This is a genomic window from Acinetobacter sp. ANC 5054 (genome assembly GCF_002135295.1).
Lineage (GTDB): Bacteria > Pseudomonadota > Gammaproteobacteria > Pseudomonadales > Moraxellaceae > Acinetobacter.
Window position 1 is genome coordinate 303,036 of sequence record NZ_NEGG01000001.1, and the last position, 23,134, is coordinate 326,169.

General features: G+C 41.5%; 17 protein-coding genes and 1 pseudogene. 7 read left to right on the forward strand and 11 right to left on the reverse strand.

Annotated features, from left to right (window positions below; all coding sequences use genetic code 11):
* Positions 1 to 22: 22 nt before the first annotated feature.
* The 3 genes from ssb to B9T33_RS01475 all read right to left on the reverse strand — a co-directional run bounded on the left by ssb (position 23) and on the right by B9T33_RS01475 (position 3,284).
* Complete coding sequence (gene ssb, locus B9T33_RS01465) at positions 23 to 622, reverse strand: single-stranded DNA-binding protein (protein ID WP_086177176.1); 600 nt, start codon at positions 620 to 622, stop codon at positions 23 to 25.
* A 51-nt stretch (positions 623 to 673) separates the two neighbouring features.
* A complete protein-coding gene (locus tag B9T33_RS01470) occupies positions 674 to 2,038 on the reverse strand; it encodes an MFS transporter (RefSeq protein WP_086177177.1) in 1,365 nt (454 codons plus the stop codon).
* A 154-nt stretch (positions 2,039 to 2,192) separates the two neighbouring features.
* The gene (locus B9T33_RS01475) at positions 2,193 to 3,284 is read right to left on the reverse strand and encodes a DUF475 domain-containing protein (protein WP_086177178.1); all 1,092 of its coding nucleotides are present in this window, start codon (positions 3,282 to 3,284) and stop codon (positions 2,193 to 2,195) included.
* A 208-nt stretch (positions 3,285 to 3,492) separates the two neighbouring features.
* Here B9T33_RS01475 and tenA point away from each other — a divergent pair, with 208 nt between their 5' ends.
* Positions 3,493 to 4,155 carry a thiaminase II gene (tenA, locus tag B9T33_RS01480; RefSeq protein ID WP_086177179.1) on the forward strand — a complete coding sequence of 221 codons (663 nt, stop codon included), beginning with the start codon at positions 3,493 to 3,495 and terminating at the stop codon, positions 4,153 to 4,155.
* A gap of 73 nt (positions 4,156 to 4,228) precedes the next feature.
* Here the strand turns inward: tenA and B9T33_RS01485 are convergent, their stop codons facing one another.
* The 3 genes from B9T33_RS01485 to B9T33_RS01495 form a co-directional block, all read right to left on the reverse strand.
* Positions 4,229 to 4,951 (reverse strand): hypothetical protein, encoded by a 723-nt coding sequence (locus B9T33_RS01485; protein ID WP_086177180.1) that lies wholly within the window; start codon positions 4,949 to 4,951, stop codon positions 4,229 to 4,231.
* A gap of 164 nt (positions 4,952 to 5,115) precedes the next feature.
* On the reverse strand, positions 5,116 to 5,457 hold the full coding sequence (locus tag B9T33_RS01490) for a GlpM family protein (RefSeq protein WP_086177328.1): 342 nt from the start codon (positions 5,455 to 5,457) through the stop codon (positions 5,116 to 5,118).
* Positions 5,458 to 5,622: 165 nt separating this feature from the next.
* Positions 5,623 to 6,000 (reverse strand): hypothetical protein, encoded by a 378-nt coding sequence (locus tag B9T33_RS01495; protein ID WP_228145760.1) that lies wholly within the window; start codon positions 5,998 to 6,000, stop codon positions 5,623 to 5,625.
* A 177-nt stretch (positions 6,001 to 6,177) separates the two neighbouring features.
* On the opposite strand from B9T33_RS01495, the gene uvrA reads away from it, so the two are divergent.
* Complete coding sequence (gene uvrA / locus B9T33_RS01500) at positions 6,178 to 9,009, forward strand: excinuclease ABC subunit UvrA (RefSeq protein WP_086177181.1); 2,832 nt, start codon at positions 6,178 to 6,180, stop codon at positions 9,007 to 9,009.
* Between the two features lie 186 nt (positions 9,010 to 9,195).
* Positions 9,196 to 10,044 carry an AbiJ-NTD4 domain-containing protein gene (locus B9T33_RS01505; protein ID WP_086177182.1) on the forward strand — a complete coding sequence of 283 codons (849 nt, stop codon included), beginning with the start codon at positions 9,196 to 9,198 and terminating at the stop codon, positions 10,042 to 10,044.
* A 216-nt stretch (positions 10,045 to 10,260) separates the two neighbouring features.
* On the opposite strand, the gene blaOXA is transcribed toward B9T33_RS01505, so the two are convergent.
* Entirely contained in the window at positions 10,261 to 11,112 is an 852-nt protein-coding gene (gene blaOXA / locus B9T33_RS01510; RefSeq protein ID WP_086177183.1) for a class D beta-lactamase, read from the reverse strand.
* A gap of 200 nt (positions 11,113 to 11,312) precedes the next feature.
* Here blaOXA and B9T33_RS01515 point away from each other — a divergent pair, with 200 nt between their 5' ends.
* Positions 11,313 to 12,122 carry a toxin-antitoxin system YwqK family antitoxin gene (locus tag B9T33_RS01515; protein WP_171263544.1) on the forward strand — a complete coding sequence of 270 codons (810 nt, stop codon included), beginning with the start codon at positions 11,313 to 11,315 and terminating at the stop codon, positions 12,120 to 12,122.
* 37 nt (positions 12,123 to 12,159) lie between these two features.
* On the opposite strand, the pseudogene B9T33_RS01520 reads toward B9T33_RS01515, so the two are convergent.
* Positions 12,160 to 13,864: pseudogene (locus tag B9T33_RS01520) on the reverse strand (GGDEF domain-containing protein).
* Between the two features lie 1,088 nt (positions 13,865 to 14,952).
* On the opposite strand from B9T33_RS01520, the gene omp33-36 reads away from it, so the two are divergent.
* Positions 14,953 to 15,828, forward strand: coding sequence for a porin Omp33-36 (gene omp33-36, locus B9T33_RS01525; RefSeq protein ID WP_086177185.1), 876 nt, complete (start codon positions 14,953 to 14,955; stop codon positions 15,826 to 15,828).
* An 83-nt stretch (positions 15,829 to 15,911) separates the two neighbouring features.
* On the opposite strand, the gene B9T33_RS01530 is transcribed toward omp33-36, so the two are convergent.
* On the reverse strand, positions 15,912 to 16,607 hold the full coding sequence (locus B9T33_RS01530; RefSeq protein ID WP_086177186.1) for an ion channel: 696 nt from the start codon (positions 16,605 to 16,607) through the stop codon (positions 15,912 to 15,914).
* A 278-nt stretch (positions 16,608 to 16,885) separates the two neighbouring features.
* Here B9T33_RS01530 and B9T33_RS01535 point away from each other — a divergent pair, with 278 nt between their 5' ends.
* Positions 16,886 to 17,263 carry a hypothetical protein gene (locus B9T33_RS01535; protein ID WP_086177187.1) on the forward strand — a complete coding sequence of 126 codons (378 nt, stop codon included), beginning with the start codon at positions 16,886 to 16,888 and terminating at the stop codon, positions 17,261 to 17,263.
* Positions 17,264 to 17,355: 92 nt separating this feature from the next.
* Here B9T33_RS01535 and B9T33_RS01540 read toward each other — a convergent pair whose 3' ends face one another.
* A complete protein-coding gene (locus B9T33_RS01540; RefSeq protein WP_086177188.1) occupies positions 17,356 to 19,071 on the reverse strand; it encodes a cation acetate symporter in 1,716 nt (571 codons plus the stop codon).
* Between the two features lies 1 nt (position 19,072).
* A complete protein-coding gene (locus B9T33_RS01545) occupies positions 19,073 to 19,405 on the reverse strand; it encodes a DUF485 domain-containing protein (protein ID WP_078190540.1) in 333 nt (110 codons plus the stop codon).
* Positions 19,406 to 19,584: 179 nt separating this feature from the next.
* On the opposite strand from B9T33_RS01545, the gene B9T33_RS01550 reads away from it, so the two are divergent.
* Positions 19,585 to 23,073 (forward strand): PAS domain-containing hybrid sensor histidine kinase/response regulator, encoded by a 3,489-nt coding sequence (locus B9T33_RS01550; RefSeq protein WP_086177189.1) that lies wholly within the window; start codon positions 19,585 to 19,587, stop codon positions 23,071 to 23,073.
* Positions 23,074 to 23,134: the final 61 nt, after the last annotated feature.

Genomic DNA, 23,134 nt, shown 5'->3' on the forward strand with positions numbered 1-23,134 from the left:
CAATAATTAAGTATTGTACAATTTAAAACGGTAAGTCATCATCTAAATCTGCAGGTGCTGGTGTCGGCGCAGGCTGTTGTTTCGGCGCAAAACCACCTGGGTTGTTGTTGCCATAACTATTGCCTTGAGCAGGTTGATTATTGCCATAACCACCTTGATTATTACCGCCCTGATTGCCGTAACCGCCAGACTGGTTATTGTTATAACCGCCTTGGTTATTGCCACCTTGCTGATTGTTAAAACGTGGTTGATTAAAATCACCACCTTGACCTTGCTCACCTTGTTGGCGATTGTTGTCAAGCATCTGCATTTGTTCGCCACGAATTTCAGTTGTGTAGCGCTCTTGACCGCTTTGGTCTGTCCATTGACGTGTACGAAGTGAACCTTCGATATACACTTTAGAACCTTTGCGCAAATATTGCTGTGCAATTTCACCTAAACGATTATGTAGCACGATACGGTGCCATTCAGTTTGCTCTTTACGCTCACCTGTATTTTTATCAGTCCATGAATCGCTTGTTGCAATTGAGAACTGAGTGAGAGAACCACCATTTGGGAAAGTTTTTGTTTCAGGGTCACGACCTAAAGTACCAACTAAAATGACCTTATTTACACCACGCATCAGACGTATTCTTCCTATTTGTTGCTATTATTTACTTTATAAGAGTTATGCTTAAATGGCTACCTCTTTCCCTAACAAGTGCGTTAAATGTTGTCGCGCAGATTCATCCATCTGCTGCTTATCCACTTTTACATAAGCCACTTGCTGGTCAGACATCACCACAACTTCTTCAATACCACGAATTGCCAAAAGCTGAGAAGTCCATTCATCCGTTTGTTGATCATTCGGCAAGCTGAAGACCATCGATGATAGATAACGCGGCTGAGCCAATCCAAAACTGATCAAGAGCCAAATCACGGCCAAAACCGTCAAGATGCCCCATCCCATCGCAGTATTATTTAAAAGGAGAAGTTGCCCGCCAATCATACCACCAAAAAATGCGCCCAGAAACTGACTGCTGGCATTCACACCCATGGCCGTGGCTTTAGACTGAATTGGGGCAGCTTTAGACAGCCATGACGGCAATAATGCTTCCATCACATTAAAGGCAATAAAGAATAAACCTAAGCCTGTAATCAAAATATATTTTGATTGAAAACCAAAAATTAGAATACCTAAACCCAGAATGATCCCACCGATTGCGGTCAGGAAAATACCGCGCATTTTGCGATATTTTTCCGCCAAAATAATGCTTGGGAAAGCAAAGAACAAACTAATCACCAACAATGGCAAATACACAAAACCATGTGAATGTAGCGGAATATGAGCTGATTCGATCAACTGTGAAGGCACATAAATAAACATGGCAGTCAGCAATAAATGCAATGAAAAAACTGACACATGTAGACGATTTAAATCGCCCATTTTCAGCACTTGTTTGAGCTGAGTCAGATAGCCTTGTTGGAAATTTTTATGATGACGGGTGACTTTCGGCACTAAAAGCAGCATCGAAATTGCAGCAAGTCCCATAAACGTTGTCACCCAAAATAATCCTGAGATTCCCACCAGACCTGTCAGCCAAGGGCCTAAACTAAATGCTATGACGAAGGAAAGACCGATACTCATGCCCATCATTGCCATGGCTTTGGTGCGCTGTTCTTCACGCGTCACGTCAGCCAAAAGTGCCATCACCACGGCAGAAACTGCGCCGCCGCCGGCAATCGCACGGCCAATAATCACGCCATAGATGGTGTCTGACATGGCAGCAATCGCACCACCCAAAGCAAACAGCAGCAGGCCAAAAACCACCAAGGGTTTTCGGCTATAGCGGTCCGCAATCAAGCTAAATGGTATTTGCAAGATGGCTTGAGTCAGTCCGTAAATCCCGACAGCCAAGCCAATCAACGCAGGTGTTGCCCCTGCATACTGCTGCCCTGCCACAGAAAATACGGGAATAATCATGAACAGACCCAGCATGCGCAAGGCAAAAATACTGCTCAATGCAAAGGTCGAGCGTCGTTCAAGAGCATTCATCATAGCTGGTTAAAAATTCATTAATCATGGACAGGGATTATAGGACATTCAGCATGCAACACAGCAGGATTTTTATTTAAATTCACGTTCATCATCATCGGGCAAATAAAAAGCGCAGCCAATGCTGCGCTTTTTAGAAACTGAAGTGCAAATAGCGTTACTCGTGACCCAGTTTTTCCTGATGCTTTTTATATTGAATGGATGCAATAACCGCCCACACAATAAATGCCACACCAATAAGACCTGTAACCACTTCTGGCACATGTAGGCCCGTACCGCTCGCCAACATAATGAAGGCCAAAGCACCAATCGCATAGTGCGCACCATGTTCGAGGAAGATATAAGCATCCAAAGTGCCTTTATCGACCAAGTAAATGGTCATTGAACGCACGAACATTGCACCAATAGCCAGACCCAGCATGATGATCACGACATCCGAAGTAATCGCAAAAGCACCAATGACACCATCAAAACTAAATGACGCGTCTAGTACTTCTAGATAAAGGAAACCACCAAAGCCCGCTTTAATCACGCCTGTAGGTACACCATTGGCATCATGTCCAACCGCATTTCCGTCTTCGTCTACTTCAGGTTCGCCGCCCAACAAGTGACTCAGCACTTGAACGCCGATATAAACCACGATACCCCAAATACCCGCCATCACGACAGCAAGGCGTGTTTCTTCAGCAACATTTGCCGCCATAACCAATAAAGCAATTAGGGCAATAAATACGGACATTGCAGGAACGTTTGCAAGATTGGCCAAACGACGTTCTAACCAACGGAACCAATGGGTATCTTTACCTTCATCGAGGAAGAAGTTCAGGAATACCAACAACAAGAAAGCACCACCAAAAGCTGCAATTTCTGCATGATGTGCCATCAACTTCGCTGAATACTGTATTGGATCATTTAATGCCAATTGGACAACTTCCATTGCCCCCATGTCTGCAGTAACCGCCACAATCACAATCGGGAAGATGAGACGCATACCAAATACAGCAATCACGATCCCGACAGTTAGGAAGATCATTTTCCAAAAATGATCCCAGCCGCGAAGAACGGATGCATTTACAACCGCATTATCAAAAGACAAAGACACTTCCATGACCGCTAAAATCGCAGTAATGGTCAGCGCTGTGAGCATGGCTTGTACGCCTGCATTTGGGCCATGGTTCAAGCCCCAATATGCTGCAATCGCCAGACACACGATCGTAAAAATGATTGAGAAACCAAAATGTTTCATCATGATAGATCGACCTGTTAATTCAATATGAATAAAAAACCAGCACAATACTGATTTTAGAGATGAGTTTAATGGCGCAATTATGACGTGTTTCCATGATGAAACCACAAATTATTCGTTACATTTTCGATAAACACTTTAAGATGAATACTTTAAAGGTCATCATTGGATGATGTACTGACATTATTATTTTTATGTGCAGGAAAGTCTCATGCAGTTCTCAGAAAAAGTTTGGCAGCACAATGCTGAATTATATCAACAGATTTTAAATTTACCTTTTAACCAAGAATTAGCACAAGGCACATTAAGCCGCGACGCATTCAGTCATTATGTCATCCAAGATGCTCATTATTTGTTGGCCTATGGTCGGACATTGGCAGTATGTGCAGCAAAAGCCTTTGATGCTGATGATGTGATTCAATTTTCTGAGGCTGCGAAAATTGCCATTGTGGTCGAACGCAGCTTACATAATGGATTTATGCAAAGTTTTGGTATCAGCAAAGATCAGTTTGAAACCACACCACTGACTCTTGCCTGTCATCATTACACTTCATATTTAACGGCAACCGCATGGTCTGAAAGCTATCCTGTGGTACTGGCTGCGTTACTGCCTTGCTTCTGGATTTATGCTGAAGTGGGTAAAGCGATTGTCAGCCAATCTGTGCCAAATAATCCATATCAAGCTTGGATTGACACCTATGCAGGTGAGGAATTTAACACGGCTGTACGCAATGTGATTGCAACCATCGACAAAGTCGCAGCGCGATGTGATGCAGACACTTTGGCAAAAATGCATGCCGCCTATACGCATGCAGCTAAACTCGAATGGTTATTTTGGGACAGTGCTTACCAACAACGCACTTGGCCGATTTAAAATATTTAAAAAACACGACAACGGTCTTGGCATTCAGACCGTTGTGCTGACTGAACATGAGTTTTACGCAGGATTAGCGTTTAAAACGATACCAGCCTAAGAAAATGCCAACGCCAATCATCACTAAAAAGATGGCAAATTTGGCTTCACGCATTTCACTACGTACCCGATGACGATCTTGGGTGGCTTCGGATTGAAATTGTGATTTCACCAATGGATCAAGCTGAGCAATCGCGGCAAGGTCTTTAGGCTTTTCACCTTCCCCAAACAGGATATACAAAGCTTTCACATCCATTTCATGCATTTGCCCCAGTTCAATACTCAGCTGTGCCGATGGTGAATTATATTCAGGCACCCAATCTTCAACTCGGGCATACACATGGGCACGACTGACATCAAAGACTGAAGCATCCTGTATTTTTTTGCCCGTCTGATCCTGAATTAATGCTGCAAAGTCTGCATACTGTGAAAATGAAAATTCTTTCTTTTGGGCTAATCGAATTCCTTCAAAACCATATTCTTCAATTTTTTTGGCTGGATTATTTTTGAATAAAATGCCCTGTGGTACGACCTTAAAATCCAATACCGTATCGTCAGGAACTTGATTGGTCTGTAACACCATATAGACCACCGACCACATTTGCGCATTGGGTGCGATGGCAGAGGCTTTTGCGCTATAACTTTGCCCTGCTTCTGGCGCAATAAACTGCTCAAAGGCGAGGATTTTTGTGTCATCCGCCCAAGCCATAACGCCTAAACAAAGCCCCAAAATACCAACTAAAATTTTAACCCACATACTGTGCTCTTTTATTTTTTATCAAATCATTTTTTAGCCATTATAGAGATTTCATCTATGATAAACACCACACTTAAATCTAATAAACCATTGGAAAAAATGAATATTATCTAATTATTCTTCTATTTTATTAATCAATAACTAATCACAACACTGAACATCATTTAAGCGTGAAAACTTTGCCAAGCATAAATCAATACACCCGCGGCAATCACCCAACTTACGGTCGCTACACTTAAACAGGCAACCAGACTCAACCGGGTCGCCAACAGATAAACCATCAACAAATAAATAAAATACGGAATTAAAGAACACAGTCCAAACAATGCGGTTTTTTGTAGTGCGGCTGCCCCTTGATCATTCGCTACAATGACATGGGCAATCAATGCAAAAGTGGGAAATAAAGGTACTAAACCTGCAATGTAAAATGCTTTGCTTTTAGAAAGTAGTGCAATTAGCACAACCACAGCAGCACCCATCAAGCTTTTTAGAAATAATGACAGCATCAGCTTCTTAGAATAATCATGAGGATGCACTAGTTTAACGACTGCACGCTGCATGGGTGCAACTATTTGATGGATTTAAGCTTTCATTCAAAGAGAATAAAAATTGCAATGAAGCTGCTTTTATTCAGACAGTGACTCCACCCTGTTTAATTTGGATTATTTGTCTTATTTACACCATAAACTGCCAGTAAATCGTGCTTTTTGCTCTAGCGCCAAGTGTTTAAATTGGGCCTGAATTTTCTGTTCATCTTGAGCAATCAGATGTTGATTGGCATCGACAATCGCCAGCATTAAATCGTATTGCTTTGGAATTTTATCACAGGCAATTTTTTTCTTTTCTGCTTCGGTTTGAGCCTGCCCTAATTCAGCAATATATACATCTATTTTTTCACTTTCGGCATTTAAGGCCGTGGTCGCTTCTTCTAAGCTGTCATATTTCTGCGCTTTTACATCTGCATGTTTTCCGCAGGCACTCAATATAAGCGTCGTTGCCATTAAAGTCGCCATGCCCAGTATGTGCATTTTGTGAAAATAACCGTTCATTGTCCTGTCCTATCCTGCCGATCATCTCATGCAAACTGGCATTTACGTGATCAGTCAAATTTTGATTCGGCCATTTTTCTCACAAAGCCACGCATAAATCTAGGTTTAATTTACACTTGAACAATTTTCATGCGCTATCATATACAAGTTTTCGATCACCCTTTTCAGGACCCTTGCATGAGCCAAAGTCATATCCGTATTCGAGGCGCACGTACCCATAACTTAAAAAATGTGTCACTCGATATTCCACGCGACAAGTTTGTGGTAATTACGGGGCTTTCCGGTTCAGGTAAGTCCTCTTTGGCCTTTGATACTTTGTATGCGGAAGGTCAGCGTCGTTATGTCGAGTCACTGTCTGCCTATGCACGTCAGTTCCTCTCTCAAATGGAAAAACCTGAAGTCGATTCAATTGAGGGCTTAAGCCCTGCGATTGCGATTGAACAGAAATCAACCAGTCACAACCCACGTTCGACTGTTGGTACCATCACCGAAATTTACGACTATTTACGTCTGCTCTATGCACGTGTAGGTACGCCCTATTGCCCTGAACATGACCTCCCAATGGTCGCGCAAACTGTTTCAGAAATGGTCGATGCAGTCAAAGGCTTAGAAGAAGGCACAGCACTGATGTTGCTTGCCCCTGTGGTGCGAGACCGTAAAGGCGAATACACCAACTTATTTGAACAATTACAAGGCCAAGGTTTTGTCCGTGCACGTGTCGATGGTGAAGTGATTGATATTGATACACCGCCTGAACTCGACAAAAAGAAAAAGCACACCATCGAAGTGGTGGTTGACCGTTTTAAAGTCCGTGACGACCTCGGTAACCGTATTGCAGAAAGTTTTGAAACTGCACTGCGTATGGGTGGCGATATTGCCATTTTGTCGTGGATGAAAGGCGAACAAGAAGATCGCGTATTTTCTGCCAAGCACTCTTGCCCTGAATGTGAACGTGCAGTTGGGGAACTTGAACCACGTCTATTTTCCTTCAACAATCCATTCGGTGCCTGCCCTGTCTGTGATGGTTTAGGGACACGTAGCCATTTTAGTGCTGAAAAACTCATTCCAAGTCCAGATGTATCGATTAGCCAAGGTGCGATTCGAGGTTGGGACCGTCAACGTCCGTATTACTACAGCATGATCCAAAAAGTCGCCGATCATTTTGGCTATTCTTTGGAAACCCCGTGGAATGAACTGGATGCCGAGACCAAAAAGAAATTCCTTTACGGTACAGGCAAGGAAAAAGTTGATCTCAGTTATATTGATGAACGTGGTCGCTCGCACAAACGGGTACAAGCCTTTGAAGGGATTTTGCCGCATTTAGAACGTCGCTACCGTGAAACCGAATCGAACTATGTGCGTGAAGATCTAGCGCAGTATTTATCCAATGCGGCCTGCGATGCTTGTGGTGGCTCACGTCTGAATGAAATTTCACGCCATGTTCGAGTTAAAGATAAAACCATCGCGCAGATCACTAAAATGTCGATTGGTGATGCTGAAAACTATTATCAAGACCTCAACTTGAGTGGCGCCAAAGGCGAAATTGCCGATAAAATTTTCAAAGAAATTCGTGAGCGCCTACATTTCTTAGTGTCTGTCGGTTTGAACTATTTAAGCCTATCGCGTTCTGCTGAAACCCTGTCTGGTGGTGAAGCACAGCGTATCCGTTTGGCATCGCAAATTGGTGCAGGCTTGATGGGTGTGATGTACGTACTGGATGAACCTTCGATTGGTTTACATCAACGTGATAATGACCGCCTGCTTGAAACTTTAGTCCGCTTACGTGACCTCGGCAATACCGTTTTAGTTGTTGAACATGATGAAGATGCGATTCGTGCAGCGGATCATATTATTGATATCGGGCCGGGTGCAGGTGTACACGGTGGTCATGTGATTGCCGAGGGGACTTATGAAGAAATCCTTGCCAATAAAGATTCACTCACGGGTCAATATCTTTCAGGTAAATTAAAAATTGAAGTGCCTAAACAGCGTATTCAACCCCCTAAACCTGAAGAGCAAATTAAGTTAATGGGCGCTGCGGGTCATAACCTGAAAAATGTCGATTTGACTATTCCTTTAGGTGTGATGACCTGCGTGACGGGTGTGTCAGGTTCAGGTAAATCGACGCTGATTAATCGTACTTTGTTACCACTTGCAGCAACTCAGTTGAATGGTGCAACTACACTCACTGCTGAAAAATTTGACTCAATTGATGGCTTACAATTCCTTGATAAAGTCGTGGATATTGACCAAAGCCCGATTGGACGTACACCGCGTTCTAACCCTGCAACTTACACAGGTTTGTTTACCCCAATTCGCGAACTGTTTGCGCAAACGCCTGAAGCTAAAGCTCGTGGTTATGCAGCAGGTCGTTTCTCATTTAACGTGAAAGGCGGTCGCTGTGAAGCCTGTGAAGGTGATGGCATGATCAAAGTTGCAATGCACTTCCTGCCTGATATGTATGTACCTTGTGATGCCTGCCACGGCAAGCGCTACAACCGCGAAACCTTAGAGGTCGGGTATAAAGGTCGCAACATTTCTGATGTGTTGGAAATGACCGTAGAAGATGCGATGCATTTCTTTGACGCAATTCCTGTGATTCACCGTCGTTTAGAAACCTTGAATCAAGTCGGCTTGGGTTATATCCGTTTAGGTCAGTCTGCAACAACACTTTCGGGTGGTGAAGCACAGCGTGTGAAATTGGCACGTGAGTTGGCGAAACGCGATACAGGTAAAACCTTGTATGTGCTTGATGAACCGACCACAGGTCTGCACTTCCATGACATTGCTAAGTTACTCGACATCCTGCATGAGCTTCGCAACAAGGGAAATACCATTGTGGTGATTGAGCATAATTTGGATGTGATTAAAACCGCGGATTGGATTGTGGACTTAGGCCCTGAAGGTGGTGCAGGCGGCGGTATGATTATTGCCGAAGGTACACCTGAAGTTGTTGCGAAGAATAAAGTTTCGCATACAGCGAAGTTCTTGAAGCCGATGTTGAAGTAATTGAATCCTCCCCAACCCTCCTTTAATAAAGGAGGGAGTATTCCATTATTAATTCAGTGGAGTTTCCCCCTCTTTTTAAAGAGGGGGAAACTCCCTCCTGTGAAAAAGAATGGCTGGGGAGGATTATAAATACATAGATTTATGCTAAAACGGTGGTTCATTCACCGTTTTTTATTTGGAGTAATAATGCGGTTTTCAGAGAAAGAAGGTCATAAAGTTTTAATTCCATTAAATGATAATTTAGATACAAATCTAGAGTTTAATTTAGATATTTGGAATATGTCTTATGGACTAGTTTTTTCCCTCTATCGTGATCCACTCTTATCTGACTTCCCTACTACAATCACTGGATTAAAGAGTTTCTTTATATCTTTCTATATCGAAGCCTTAATAGAACCAATTGATCAAATACCTACTGATATAAATAAGGCTATTAAAAAACTAAAAAAATATATGCTTCAGGCTAAAACAAATGAAATTTATGATTTACTTGAAATTTTATCCGATACCTTTCCTGATATTAGAAATAGCTATCAATCTTTTGAAGATGAAATTAATAAAGTTTTAGAAAAACATGCATCCATATATCGCTTAATTAATAAAAGCATTACACCTATTACATCAGAACATGAAATCCAATCCATCGAAGAAGCACTACAAAACTCAAATCCATATTCAGGTGTTCAACAACACTTAAAACAAGCGCTATCGCTTATGTCCGATCGTCAAAACCCTGATTATAGAAATTCAATTAAAGAATCAATTTGTGCTGTTGAATCTATTTGCAAGATCATCATAAGTGATAAAAAAGCAACTCTAGGACAAGCGCTAAAAATAATTGAAAATAAATTTGGATTACACCCTGCCCTTAAAAGCAGTTTGAGCCAACTGTACGGCTACTCTTCAGATGGAGATGGTATCCGTCACGCAATGCTAGAAGAATCTAATTTGAATTATATCGATGCCAAATTCATGCTCGTAGCATGTACCAATTTCATTAACTATTTAATTGAAAAAACTAAAGATCAAAACTGAAATTCAATCACATGACGAGCGACATGGATGTCCGCCCGTTTGACTGGGGCACACGGAAGTGCCCTCAGGCAAACAAAAGCATTTTGCTTACTTTTGTGCTTTCAAAAGTAAGATAAATCCTACGCAATGGAAGCTAAAACCTAATGCAAAGCGAGGACGTGCCAATTCAAAATTCAAAATTCAAAATTCAAAATTCAAAATTCAAAATTCAAAAAATTAGCGCAAATAATAAAACACACCTAACTTATCCAACACATCCAAAGTCAGCTGTTTTCTTTCTCCTACATCATCCCCCGCTGCCATCTGCATATTCAAACTAAACGCCGTGATCTTGCCATGACCATCATCCACCCAACCGGTATACCAACCAACTTGAGGCTCAACATCCATACCCCAACCACTTTTGGCATATAACTTTGCATCGCCACGGCTTTCAATATAAAGCATGTCTTTGACTTGCTTTTGCACCGCGACATCAAATGGCAATTTTTCTGTTGCGAGCTGATAGGCAAATTGGACTTCTTGTTCAGGCGTAATCTTCAACGGCCCAACCAACCAAAAATTATCCACCTGTGTGCCTATATTGGTATTGCCAAAACCTACGCGTTTGACTTCCTGTTGCATTAACGCCAAGCCTATTCGCCTTGCCAGTTCCTGATAAACAGGTACAGCGGAGGCCTGCATCGCCTCGCCCAATGTCAGGTCTTTTTCCCATGATGGGAAAGCACGTTTTTCACCCTTCCACTTAAAAACTTCAGTGGCTGTCGCTTTCTGATGCTGCAAGCCAATTAAAGCATTTAACATTTTAAAGGTAGATGCAGGAATGTACTCGGTTTGGGCGCGCTTTAAATCATTACCAAAATAGTTCAAGCGCTGACCATCAAATGTGACAAATACCGCTTGTGTCTGTGCTTGATTAAATAAGGACTGAATCTCGTCCACACGTGCATTTGCTAAATAGATTGGAGCGGCTTGTTTTAAGTGTTGAGATGAATCCAACATGCCTTCATTGGCTGTACATGCTGTCAAACTTAAGACAGTAATCAAAGCTAGAGATAATTTTTTCATTGCACTATTTTTATGGTGTTTAAAGTTCAAGTATAAGATGAAGTTCAAAATTGAATTGTGTACTTTTCAAGAGTTCTACATATATCGCAAACTCAATTCATCAACTGTTTATTTTTAAACAAAAAATCCTTATGATGACGCTTAACGTCGATTCAACAACAAATATTTTTAACTTTTTCAAATATAAAAGCATACCAACAATGAAAAAATTGATCTTAGGTTCCTGCCTCTTATTATGCTCAATCTATAGCTTTGCCGATGGCTATCTGAATGAATACATGGTGGTCTTCGTGTCAGAAGAAGACCCAGATCTTAGCCCTTGGAAAAACAAACCCCAATGCATTGCACTCAGCACACCAAGCAAACAAAAAGGTGTTTTTGAAAACCAATATACCTATGCAAATGGCAATGCCCTCACCACTATTTTCCTCAGTCCACATAAAATTAAAAATGGTGAATGTGAGAACTTGGTGCATTTCCCAGATGACCTAATTGGCTCAGGCGTATTTGAAAGCTATTACCCAAATGGCAAACCACGCAGTCGAATCGAATATCGAGATGGCAGCTATCAAGGAAAACTACAATTCTGGTTTCCAAATGGATTAAAACAACAAGAAAACACGATTATCGATGGCGAATCTGAGGGTGATTACAAAATATGGCACCCCAATGGTCAAATTGCCCTCTCCATGAAATATAAAAATGGTGTTGAAAATGGTCTACGCCAACGTTGGTATAAAGATGGAAAACCTTGGACATCCGCAGTTTTTCAAAACAATAAATTAATCAGCGACCTGAAAATGTGGTTTGAAAATGGGAAACTGGAACGCCACGGCTATTATCGTGATGGCGTGCGCCACAATAGCTATAAAATATGGTATGACGATGGGAAACCTGAAGCCGTCTTACAATACAACTTAGGCAAAATTACCAGCGCAAAATGCTGGAAAGAAACAGGTGAAAGTTTTACAGGACAAAGCTGCGCCAAACGCTATCAAGATGAAGACTAAATCCATCACCTAAGAATACCTGAGCGAATTGATGTGACTAAGCTGAAACTTGGTCACGTCCTGCGGCTTTGGCTCTAAATAAGGCTTGATCTGCGCGCTCTAATAAGCCAATCCAATTTCCAGCGCCTACTGCAATACCAATACTCACTGTGACCATCAACTCAGGAAAATCATCATGAATACTTAAACCTGCATGCTGAATGTCAATCCTAATTTTTTCTGCAATCTGCTGTGCTTTAAGTAAATCAATGCCTTCAATTAACACCAAAAACTCATCACCACCATAACGCACTACCAAGTCAGAGGATCGAATATGTTGTCTTAACTGATTTGCGACATGCTGAATCACCACATCACCAACAATATGTCCATAGCGATCATTCACTTGTTTAAAATGATCAATATCAATAATAATCAAACAGGTTTGCTTAAAACGGGTACTGTGATTATTGCGAAATTTAATGTATTCATCTAAAGCAAAACGATTGGCAACGCCAGTTAACGAATCGGTATTTGCAATATGTTTAAGTTGAAATTCTAAGGCATCACGTTGCTGTAACATATTTTCAATACGTTGTATCGCATCAAATAAACTTAAATAATCTTGTGCATTGTTGGTCGTTAGATGCTGATCAGCTTGACGATGGCGCGCCAATTTAAATAATTGATGTCGAGCACGAATTAATGGTTCAAAAACCCATTTTTTTGCATAGAACATGGTCATCACTGCTGTAAGCAGTGACAATACAGATAAAAATAAAGTAAAGATCAGCTGATTACGTGCTTGTTTTTTTTCTTCTGCCGCTACATCTAGGCTGTAATCTAAAATAAAGTTCTGTAATTTCACCACGGTACTAAATTTGTCCACCATTGCATCGGTCAGCTGCGTACCATCCATGCTATAGCGACGATGCTGAGTACTTTGCTCAACCAAATTCGTAACGATCGGTAAACCTTTATCCAAAAACTCTGTTCTTACAGCATGATGCAACTGCTTAAATTCATTGGTTTTATCTTGTTCTGACTGTACAACATTGACCAACTCCCACAAATAACGTGTTTGTCGCTGAGTTTGTAAGGTCCGCGCTAAATTAGTTTCAGGAATCGCTTGCTGAAAGGAAACAGCAGCCATGATATTTGATGCAACTCGACCTGCCTGATCACGCAATTCTGCAAGCAATAAAATCAAGGTGTAATAATTTGAGACAGCAGTATCTTTACCATGTGAAAACTTCACCAGTTTTTGCAATGCAATATAACTTTGATCCCATGCAGCAAACATAGTCAAAATGGCATGATCTAATTTCTCAGCCTCACGCTGCTCATTTGGTAAAGCAATATAGATCCACCGTCAGACGCCCTTGATGCAAATGCGGCAAAAGATTAGCTTCGAGTTGCTCTGCGACTGAATTAAAACCCGCATGCGTGAGTGCTTTAAGCGTATTTTGATACTGCTGATCCACACCTTGACGATATTCCCGCAGTTCTTGAATTTTGACTTGTTGCTGCTGCCCTTGACTAGACATGGCACTATTCGCAGGCGCACGTTCACGTGAAATTTGGTTGGTTAACTCCGCAACCATTTTCAACATTTGAATTTCTTTTAACGCTTCTGCGCTTTTCACAAATTGTCGATAACTACCAATGATCATCGGGACGCTAATAAACATAATGGACATCACAATAATTAGCATCGCGATTTGAAGTCGCTTACTTATATGTTCAGTGCGTAATGTTTCCACTTATTTATGCCCCAGTTGCGTACCCAAACAGAAATTTGCTTTAAAAAGTAAAAGCTGTATTTCTTAGTTTTAATATCAATAATCTATTAAATTTTATAATGAACATATTTGAGCTTAAATCTTATACAAAAGTGATGAATCTGTCACATTTTTATTCTTTATATATAGATATATCTCTTATGGATTCTCGCATCGATAAAAATTTAGGATTTTTTGAAATATCTATGTTGAGAATATTTACAAGCGCTACAATTTAGTGCACAATGCACCGCATTAGGGCACACTAGATTTTTTCCTCAGCAGAATTATCTAGTTTCCCGAAGATTTTGGCTAAAAAATCCTGATTTTGCATAAAAATCAGGATTTTTTTTGTCTATTAAAAAGCTTTCGATCGTTAAAACACCGAAATAAAGCACCAAAATAGCGCACTATTAATTTATTTTATTTTTCACATTCTTATTTATTTTTAATCAGGGCAAAAAAAAGCCCAACCTTGGGGAAAGCTGGGCGAATAAAAAAACAAAATTATGGAGAATCAAGGTCAAAGTCACACTTTAAAAGCGTGTGATGACTCGATTGGCAAATTATGAATCAAATAAAACCTGATGTAAAGCCAAGTAATTTACTAAGAGTTTAAATAGATCACATTTTTAAAAACTAAAAGTGAAAAATTTGACATTCTTTTTAGTATAAAGCTCATTAAATAATCATTTAATCAATATCTGCTTAACTATTCAGCATAAATTTATTGTTTATAGTGCTAAAACAGCATGAAAAGCACTAAAATTTAGATCACCTAATAAGTGTTATTATAGATTAAAAACAAATAATCAATTATTTTTATCGATTGAAAAGTGCTGTATTTTTTCAACCTTATTTCATTTATTCTCAGTTTTAGAAAACTTATTTAATTGTTCTCAATGATTTTTTTCCAATGACTTATTAGTTAGAGTAAAAACTGAATTTTCTATTATGAAATAAAGCTTTGGGTTGAAGCTTAAGTAATAACCTTTAAGATCATTGACTTAATATCTTGTTACAATACAATGCTCAACGTTTAATCCATTTGTAACAACTGGTAGAAAATCATGAAAAAACTCGGTTTAGCCACTGCTTTATTATTAGCCATGACCGGTGCTCAAGCTTACCAATTTGAAGTTCAAGGCCAAGCAGAATACATCGACACAACTGCAAACGACAAAGATTTCATTGGTGGTGTTCAAGGTACTTACTACCTTAAAAACGTTGACTCTACAAAGGGTCCTTTAGCTGAAGCTGCGTTCTTAAACCAAGCTTCAAACGTTTCTGTTGCTTATAACTACGGCGAAGTTGGTTCAAACGGTACTGACGTAATTGCTCACAACTTTGGTGCTAAAGCTGAAGCTTATGTTCCAACTAAAGTTGTTCCTGTATATGCTAGCGCGTCTTACAGCCACACTATTCTTGACAGCAAAAATGCAAACAACACTGATAACAATGGTGATCGTTATGCATTAGAAGTTGGTGCGCTTCCAACTCAAAACTTCTTAGTTGCTGTAGGTTACACTAGCGTTGCTGACCAAGCTGCTGTAGACGCATTCAATGTAATGGGTAACGGTGTTGCTAAAGCTGCTGCTGAAGCTGCAACTATTGGTCAAGACCAAGACGCAATCACTGCACGTGCTAAATATGTTGGCGCAATCGACGACACTAACATGGCAATTGGTTTTGAGTCTGGCATCATCTATGGTGATGACACTGCTTACCAATTCAAAACTGATCTTTTCGTAACACCTAAATTAAGCGTTGGTGCTTCTTATGCAGCATCTAGCTTTGCCGGTACTCCAGACTCAGCTTGGGGCGCGAATGTAAACTACTTCATCACTCCTGCTGTTGCAGTTGGTGCTAGCTATGTAAATGCTAATGCTGAAGAAGTTGCGCTTGATACTCAAACTGTTGGCGTAAACGCTAAATTCCGTTTCTAATTCATATTAAATACTGAATACAGAAAAGGACGCAATTGCGTCCTTTTTTAATATTTAGTTTTCATGCTTTTGATGTCATGCACTTATTTATCTTTAGGTTCATGCCGTTCTGGCAAATGCGCAATATATTGCAAAGCAATTAAACGTGACACGATTAAAGCCAAATACATCACTCCACAAAACATTTGAAGCATTGCCAATACGCGCGCAGGCGCACTCATCGGCATCAGATCGGAAAGCCCCGTTGCAGACTGCAAACTAAAACTTAAAAACAGTAAATCAAGCCAAGACTGAAGACCTGATTGGTTAGGATTACTAAAACTTTGCGGATACATCAATTGGCAAACGCTATAGAGAAATGCAAATCCCCATGCAATGAGGGTAAATACCGCACCCGCAGCAAACAGTTCATCTTTGGTTAAATAACGATCTGCAAACATATAGCGTAATAATCCATAAGCCGCACAAAAATAAGCACAGGCCTCAAAACTATGCGCAATCATTTGAATATTTGGATCTTGGACTCCAAACATAATCAATGTGGAAAAAAGCACTGCACAGGCAACAAAACTTAGCCCTAAAATAGTAAAGGTCGGGGTTTGTCGAATGACTTTGGCAATAATCAGTAATACCAATACCCCTAACACCCAAAGTAATGCACGAAATGAAGGAATATCTCGTGTAAATGCAGTCAGCACCAAAATCAATAATTGGGTGAGTAACAACCAAGCTGAAGGCAATAGTCGAAAACCTTTCCAGAAATCTTTCCATACTTGCATCGTGATCTAGTCTCTATCTATTTTTATTTTCAATACGGTTAAGGTTAGGCTTGAATCAACAGCACGTTTCGCATGACTGCCAGCTTAAATTATCACGAAGCATCACCTTGCTGCTGCAAAAAATTGTAGGTTGCTAAATTCAGTTTACTCACCAATCAACCTCAAATTCAGTATCCTTGACGGGGCAACCCCCATTACAAATAGAGAATGAAAGCGTGCTGTAATTTACATAAGGAAAGCGCACATTAAAAATAACAATCTCCGAATAGGGTGATTTCATGATGAATAAACATTTATTTTTAGCGCCACTTTGTGCATTGATTATTTCCGCATGTACGCAAAACAGCCCACTGCTCAAAGGCCATGAAGATTATCTCGGGACTTGGCAAAATGAACACAGCGAATTAGTCATCCGCCCTTCTGGAGATGTCACCTACCAACACATAGAACACACTGAAAAAAGTATCGCTAATGAAACCTTTAGTGGCAGCGCGCAATCCGATATCAAAGCTCGTGTGAGTAGTTTTGGCGATCAGAGTTTTACGATTGGACAAGATGATCTAAGCCGTCAATTCCATATTGATCGTGCACCTTATCAAGATAATCAGGGTCATTGGAAAATGACCATTAATGGGGAAACGTTTACCCGTAAATAATGTATCCATTAAAGAGATGCCGACAAGCGATTAAAACGATTCAGCAATAAAAAAGCCCCGATCAATGTCGGGGCTTTTTTTAATGTTTCAGATTAGTGATCTGAAGCACCAGAGATACCAATACCTGTTTGTGAACGTACATACTGTGCATCAAATGCTTTACGCTCTGCTTGCGCTTGTGCTGAGTTATCAGTCACAGAGAACAACCAGCAGCAGATGAACGCCAATGGCATTGCAAAGATTGCTGGACCATTGAATGGGTTAATTGGCGTTTCAGCGATTGCGAATGTATCTACCCAAACTGCTTTAGACAATACAATCAGTACAACTGCAGTTAATAGACCAACCAGACCACCAATCACTGCACCGCGAGTGGTTAAACCTTTCCAGAACATAGACAATACAAGTACTGGGAAGTTTGCACATGCAGCTACAGAGAACGCTAAACCAACCATGAACGCAACGTTTTGTTTCTCGAACAAGATACCTAAAATCATTGCAAAGATCGCAAGACCTAAAGTTGCAATTTTAGACATACGTAGTTCAGATTCAGGTGTAGTTTGACCTTTCTTGAATACGTTTGCATACAAGTCATGAGAAATTGCTGAAGCGCCAGACAGCGTCAGACCCGCTACAACTGCAAGAATTGTTGCGAAAGCCACTGCTGAAATGAAGCCCATGAACAAGTCACCGCCCAATGCATCAGACAAGTGAACCGCAGCCATGTTGTTACCACCAACAAGTTCTAACTTGCCAGTTACCGCCATTTTCGCTACATCAAGGAATTGTGGGTTGTTCGATACATAAAGGATCGCACCAAAACCGATGATGAACGTTAATAGGTAGAAGTAACCAATGAAACCTGTAGCAACAACTACTGATTTACGTGCTTCTTTTGCATCTTTTACAGTGAAGAAACGCATTAAAATGTGTGGAAGACCTGCTGTACCAAACATCAATGCAAGACCAAGAGAAATTGCATCAATCGGGTTCGCTGCAAGTTTACCTGGACCCATAATGTTCGTTGCTTCAGCTAAAGAAATTTCATGTACTTTAGAATATACTGCAATTGATTGTGAGAACATTTCAGAGAAGCTGAAACCAACGCCTTTCATTACCATGAAAGCCATGAAAGTCGCACCAGACAACAGCATTACTGCTTTAATGATCTGTACCCAAGTTGTCGCCAACATACCACCGAAGATTACGTAAGCCATCATCAGAAGACCAACAATCACAACTGCGATGTTGTAGTTCAAACCGAATAGAAGTTTGATCAACTGACCTGCACCCACCATCTGTGCGATTAGGTAGAATGCAACAACTACAAGTGAACTTACTGCTGCTAGAGTACGTACAGGTTTTTCAGCCAAACGGAATGAAACCACGTCTGACAAGTTGAATTTACCCAAGTTACGTAGACGTTCAGCGACTAAGAACAATACGATTGGCCAACCTACCATGAAGCCCAATGAATACAGTAGACCGTCAAAACCTGAACTGAATACCAGTGCGGAAATACCCAAGAACGATGCTGCTGACATGTAGTCACCGGCAATCGCTAGACCATTTTGAAAACCAGAAATACCACCACCCGCTGTATAGAAATCAGCAGTGTTAGTAGTTTGCTTCGCAGCCCATTTGGTAATTAACAAGGTAAAACCAACAAAAATTGCGAACATAATAATCGCATGCCAGTTGGTTGCTTGTTGCTGCGCTTCACCTAAGTCTGGACCAGCCATTGCCATGCTTGACATGAGCAAAGCGGGTGCAGCCATTGCTGTTGCTTTCAATGAATTCCATTTCATCTTAGTGCAGTCCTTTTTCTTGAGTAATTGCTTCTACTTCACGCATTGCTTCTTCGTTCAATGCATCCAACTTGTTGTTTGCAATATACGAGTACACACCACACAGTAGGAATGACAATACGATAATGCTCAGACCTAATGGCATTCCAATTGTAGTTACACCACCACTCACGGATTGCATTAAAAACTCTTTGTTGTAGCCCACAAGTAGCATAAAACCAACGTAAACGACCAACATGATGATTGTTAAAGTCCAGCTCAGCTTACTTTTACGGCTCACCATTTCCTTAAATTTTGGATTTTGTAGAATTTGTTCTACCTGTCTCTCATCCATAATGTTCTCCTCACGCCGAACCTTGGCGCAAATTTTGTAATTTGAATTATTTCGCAGCTAAACTTACCAATCTTCCCTATAGTTTGTAATTTAGACTTTGGTCGTTAAATTTTGAGCAATCAACATCCTAAAGCGAAGGATGCGGTATCATGGACGTGAATTAATATGCTGCAGGCTCTATGAATAGTTGGCTTATCGTCGGGGTACTGGCCCTCTACATTGCATTACTTTTTGTGTGTGCATTTTTTGGTGAAAAGCATGCGAGTCGGCTCAGTACACGCGGCAGAATGTTGTTATTTAGCTTAACCTTAGGTGTGTATTGTTCATCTTGGACTTTCTATGGTGCAACAGGTGCTGCAGTACGTGAAGGCATTATTTTTCTACCAATTTATTTAGGTCCTTTGCTGTTCGTCGCTTTAGGTTATGACATTTGGCGTCGTCTCGGACGTGTACGTCAACATCATGCAATTTCCTCGATTGCCGACTTTGTGGCTGCACGTTATGGTAAAAGCGGACCGCTGGCGTCTTTAGTAACCATCCTTGCCGTGATTGCCATCATTCCTTATTTAGCCTTGCAGCTACGTGCCATTGCGCTCAGTGCTTCGGTCATTTTAGAACCGAGCGCAGGTTTGACAGGTACCACCAATAGTGTCCTGTTTTTAACGGGTATTTTAGCGATATTGGCCATGATGTTTGGTACACGGCAAATCGCCAATACTGAGCAGCATGGCGGTCTGATGCTCGCTGTAGCATTTGAGTCTTTCGTAAAATTGTTTGCCCTATTGGCGGTCGCATTTTTCTTTGTCTTTGAATCACCATCCAACATCGCCCAAATTAGCCAAGATATCAGTGTTACCTTTAAAAACGTGCAACTGCTTGGTGTTCCTGAAAGCTTCTGGATTCAGACTTTATTGGCCGCATTGGCAATTATCTGTCTTCCCCGCCAATTCCACGTTGCTGTGGTTGAGCTGCGCGATGAAAAACATATTCGTGGTGCCCGACGCTGGTTTGCCATTTATCTGATTTTAACCATCATTGCGATTATTCCGATTGCCAGTTGGGCACTTCATGCAGCACCTGCATATTTAGCAATTCCCGATGTTGCGGTACTGTCATTACCGCTGAGCTATAACAAAGATTGGCTAACTTTGTTGGCCTTTTTGGGTGGTTTCTCTGCATCGACTGGCATGCTCTTAGTGTCTTCAGTTGCGCTATCAATCATGCTCAGTAATGACTTGATCATGCCTGCCCTTTGGCGTACACGCTTATTGTCGCGCCACGACAAGCGCCTACCATTAGTGCTGAGATTCACCCGACGCGTCTGTATTTTGGCGGTAATGCTACTGGGCTTTTTATTCTTCCATTTCTTCAATGATATTGACCAATTATCCGTATTTGGTCTACTTGCATTCAGTGCCGTTGCTCAATTCTCACCTGCACTGATTGGTGGCTTATATTGGCGTGGAGGAAGTAAGCAAGGGGTCTATGCAGGTCTCTTGGTCGGTTTTGGCATGTGGGCATATACCCTACTCTTACCGACTGTATTACGTAGCCTACCTGAACAATTTAAATCATTTACGGAACAGCTTTTAGCTCAAGGACCATTGGGGCTAAGCTGGTTGCGTCCAGAAGCCCTACTTGGTTTTGAATCTTTTGATCCACTGACTCATGGTGTAGTGTGGGCATTAGGTCTCAACATTACCTTGTATATCTGGATTTCTCGCGTGTTCCGCCCAAGCGTAGCCGAGCAAATTCAGGCCGAGAGTTTCTTTTATTACGAAACTAAACCGCTTCCTGCACAAAGTTCAAATAATGACATCAGCTACATCCACCATGATGTAGCCCGTCTCAAAGTCGGTGACTTAATTACGCTGGCAAAAAGGATTACGGGTGAAGGCCCAACCATGCGTGCTTTTAGCCAATTCTGTGCACAAAATAATGTGGTGCTGAATGAAAATAGCAGTGCCAACGGCATGTGGTGGCGTTTTACCGAACAATATTTAGCAGGAACGATCGGTGCTGCATCGGCACGTACCTTACTCACCACAGCCATGGTCAATAATGGGTTAGCTCTGGGTCAGGTCGCAAACATTCTTGATCAAGCCTCGCAGTGGCAACGTTTTAATCAAAACCTGATCATGACCATGATTGACCATATGACCCAAGGGGTGTCAGTGGTTGATGAAAATATGTGTTTAGTGGCATGGAATAATCAATATTTAAAACTGTTTGATTATCCAAAAGACATTGTCTATGTCGGCTGCCCTATTTCTGATTTGATTCGTTATAACGCAGAACGTGGTGAATGTGGTCCCGGTTCAGTCGAGGAACATGTGCGTAAGCGCATGCACTGGATGCAAGTCGGTAGCGCCCATGAGTTTGAACGTATCCGTAAAGATGGTCGCGTGATTCAAATGCGTGGTAATCCAATTGAAGGCGGTGGCTTCGTGACGACTTTTGCCGACATTACCGCCTTCCGTGAAAATGAAGCCTTACTTGAAGGTCGTGTTCAAGATCGTACCCAACAGTTGGCCGATGCATTGTCAGAGCAACAATTGGCACGTGAAGCAGCCGATAAAGCCAATATGTCGAAAAGCCGATTTATTGCAGCGGCGAGTCACGATTTGTTGCAACCCATGCATGCTGCACGTTTGTTCAGTACCGCATTGGAACAAAGTGTGCAAAATGATGAGGATCGTAAAACCTTACAACAACTTGACCGTGCACTACATGGTGCAGAAAGTATGCTCTCTGCCCTACTGGATATTGCCCGTTTGGAAGGTGGAACCATTCAACCGAAGCGTCAGCCTTATCCATTGCACGACCTGCTCAGTGACCTAGAGCTACAATTTAAATCCATCGCTGCACAGCGTAATATTAAACTCAGCGTACATGATGCTCAGTTTTGGATTGACACCGATCCACAATGGATTCGCCGTATTATTCAAAACTTTGTCAGTAATGCGCTGCGTTATACTGCACGTGGTCGCGTGGTGGTTGGGGTCTTACGTTCCGCTCGTCCGGGTCATATTCGTATTGGTGTTTGGGATACTGGGCCGGGCATTGCAGAAGAACAACGGATTAAATTATTCCAAGAATTTGAACGTTGCGGCCATACCTCACCTTGGGGCGAGCAAGGCTTGGGCTTAGGTTTAGCCATCGTACAACGCATGACCAGCCTGCTGGATTACCCTGTGTATGTGTATTCTGAGCTTGGCCATGGCTCTTGTTTCATGATTGAAGTTCCCGTGGTGGCTGCACCAAAAGTGGTGGCCGCCCCGACACAGGCCGTTCCGTTAAAGACCAAAGCCTATAAAATTTTGTGCTTAGACAATGACGAAACCATTTTGGAAGGCATGTCGACCTTGCTGACCAAATGGGGCTATCAAGTCTTCAAAGCCACCGAACCAGAACAAGCTTTGGAATTGATTCAGCAAGAAAATATTCAAGTCTGGTTGGTCGATCAGCATTTGAATAACAACAAGATTGGCTTGGACTTTATTTTAGATAACCGTCAGGAAAATGTGCCTGTGGCATTGATCACTGCGGACTCTGATCCTGAACTGCCACAACGTTTGAAAGAGCTGAATATCGTCTTACTGAAAAAACCTTTGAAGCCAGCTTCGCTACGCTCATGGTTATCCGGTTTGAAAATCTCTAATCAGTAAGTGCTCACACCGTTAGCTCTTATGTGAAAAATCGCCCATTTCAGTCACATGAAATGGGTAT

What these genes read in the sequence shown, in the direction of transcription:
- B9T33_RS01515 (WP_171263544.1), top strand. Translation starts at nt 11,313, where the DNA reads ATGAAAAAATTGATCTTAGGTTCCTGCCTCTTATTATGCTCAATCTAT.
- tenA (WP_086177179.1), top strand. Translation starts at nt 3,493, where the DNA reads ATGCAGTTCTCAGAAAAAGTTTGGCAGCACAATGCTGAATTATATCAA.
- B9T33_RS01545 (WP_078190540.1), bottom strand. Translation starts at nt 19,405, where the DNA reads ATGGATGAGAGACAGGTAGAACAAATTCTACAAAATCCAAAATTTAAG.
- ssb (WP_086177176.1), bottom strand. Translation starts at nt 622, where the DNA reads ATGCGTGGTGTAAATAAGGTCATTTTAGTTGGTACTTTAGGTCGTGAC.
- B9T33_RS01475 (WP_086177178.1), bottom strand. Translation starts at nt 3,284, where the DNA reads ATGATGAAACATTTTGGTTTCTCAATCATTTTTACGATCGTGTGTCTG.
- B9T33_RS01530 (WP_086177186.1), bottom strand. Translation starts at nt 16,607, where the DNA reads ATGCAAGTATGGAAAGATTTCTGGAAAGGTTTTCGACTATTGCCTTCA.
- uvrA (WP_086177181.1), top strand. Translation starts at nt 6,178, where the DNA reads ATGAGCCAAAGTCATATCCGTATTCGAGGCGCACGTACCCATAACTTA.
- B9T33_RS01495 (WP_228145760.1), bottom strand. Translation starts at nt 6,000, where the DNA reads ATGAACGGTTATTTTCACAAAATGCACATACTGGGCATGGCGACTTTA.
- B9T33_RS01540 (WP_086177188.1), bottom strand. Translation starts at nt 19,071, where the DNA reads ATGAAATGGAATTCATTGAAAGCAACAGCAATGGCTGCACCCGCTTTG.
- B9T33_RS01505 (WP_086177182.1), top strand. Translation starts at nt 9,196, where the DNA reads ATGCGGTTTTCAGAGAAAGAAGGTCATAAAGTTTTAATTCCATTAAAT.
- B9T33_RS01485 (WP_086177180.1), bottom strand. Translation starts at nt 4,951, where the DNA reads ATGTGGGTTAAAATTTTAGTTGGTATTTTGGGGCTTTGTTTAGGCGTT.
- omp33-36 (WP_086177185.1), top strand. Translation starts at nt 14,953, where the DNA reads ATGAAAAAACTCGGTTTAGCCACTGCTTTATTATTAGCCATGACCGGT.
- B9T33_RS01470 (WP_086177177.1), bottom strand. Translation starts at nt 2,038, where the DNA reads ATGATGAATGCTCTTGAACGACGCTCGACCTTTGCATTGAGCAGTATT.
- B9T33_RS01535 (WP_086177187.1), top strand. Translation starts at nt 16,886, where the DNA reads ATGATGAATAAACATTTATTTTTAGCGCCACTTTGTGCATTGATTATT.
- B9T33_RS01550 (WP_086177189.1), top strand. Translation starts at nt 19,585, where the DNA reads ATGAATAGTTGGCTTATCGTCGGGGTACTGGCCCTCTACATTGCATTA.
- blaOXA (WP_086177183.1), bottom strand. Translation starts at nt 11,112, where the DNA reads ATGAAAAAATTATCTCTAGCTTTGATTACTGTCTTAAGTTTGACAGCA.
- B9T33_RS01490 (WP_086177328.1), bottom strand. Translation starts at nt 5,457, where the DNA reads ATGCTGTCATTATTTCTAAAAAGCTTGATGGGTGCTGCTGTGGTTGTG.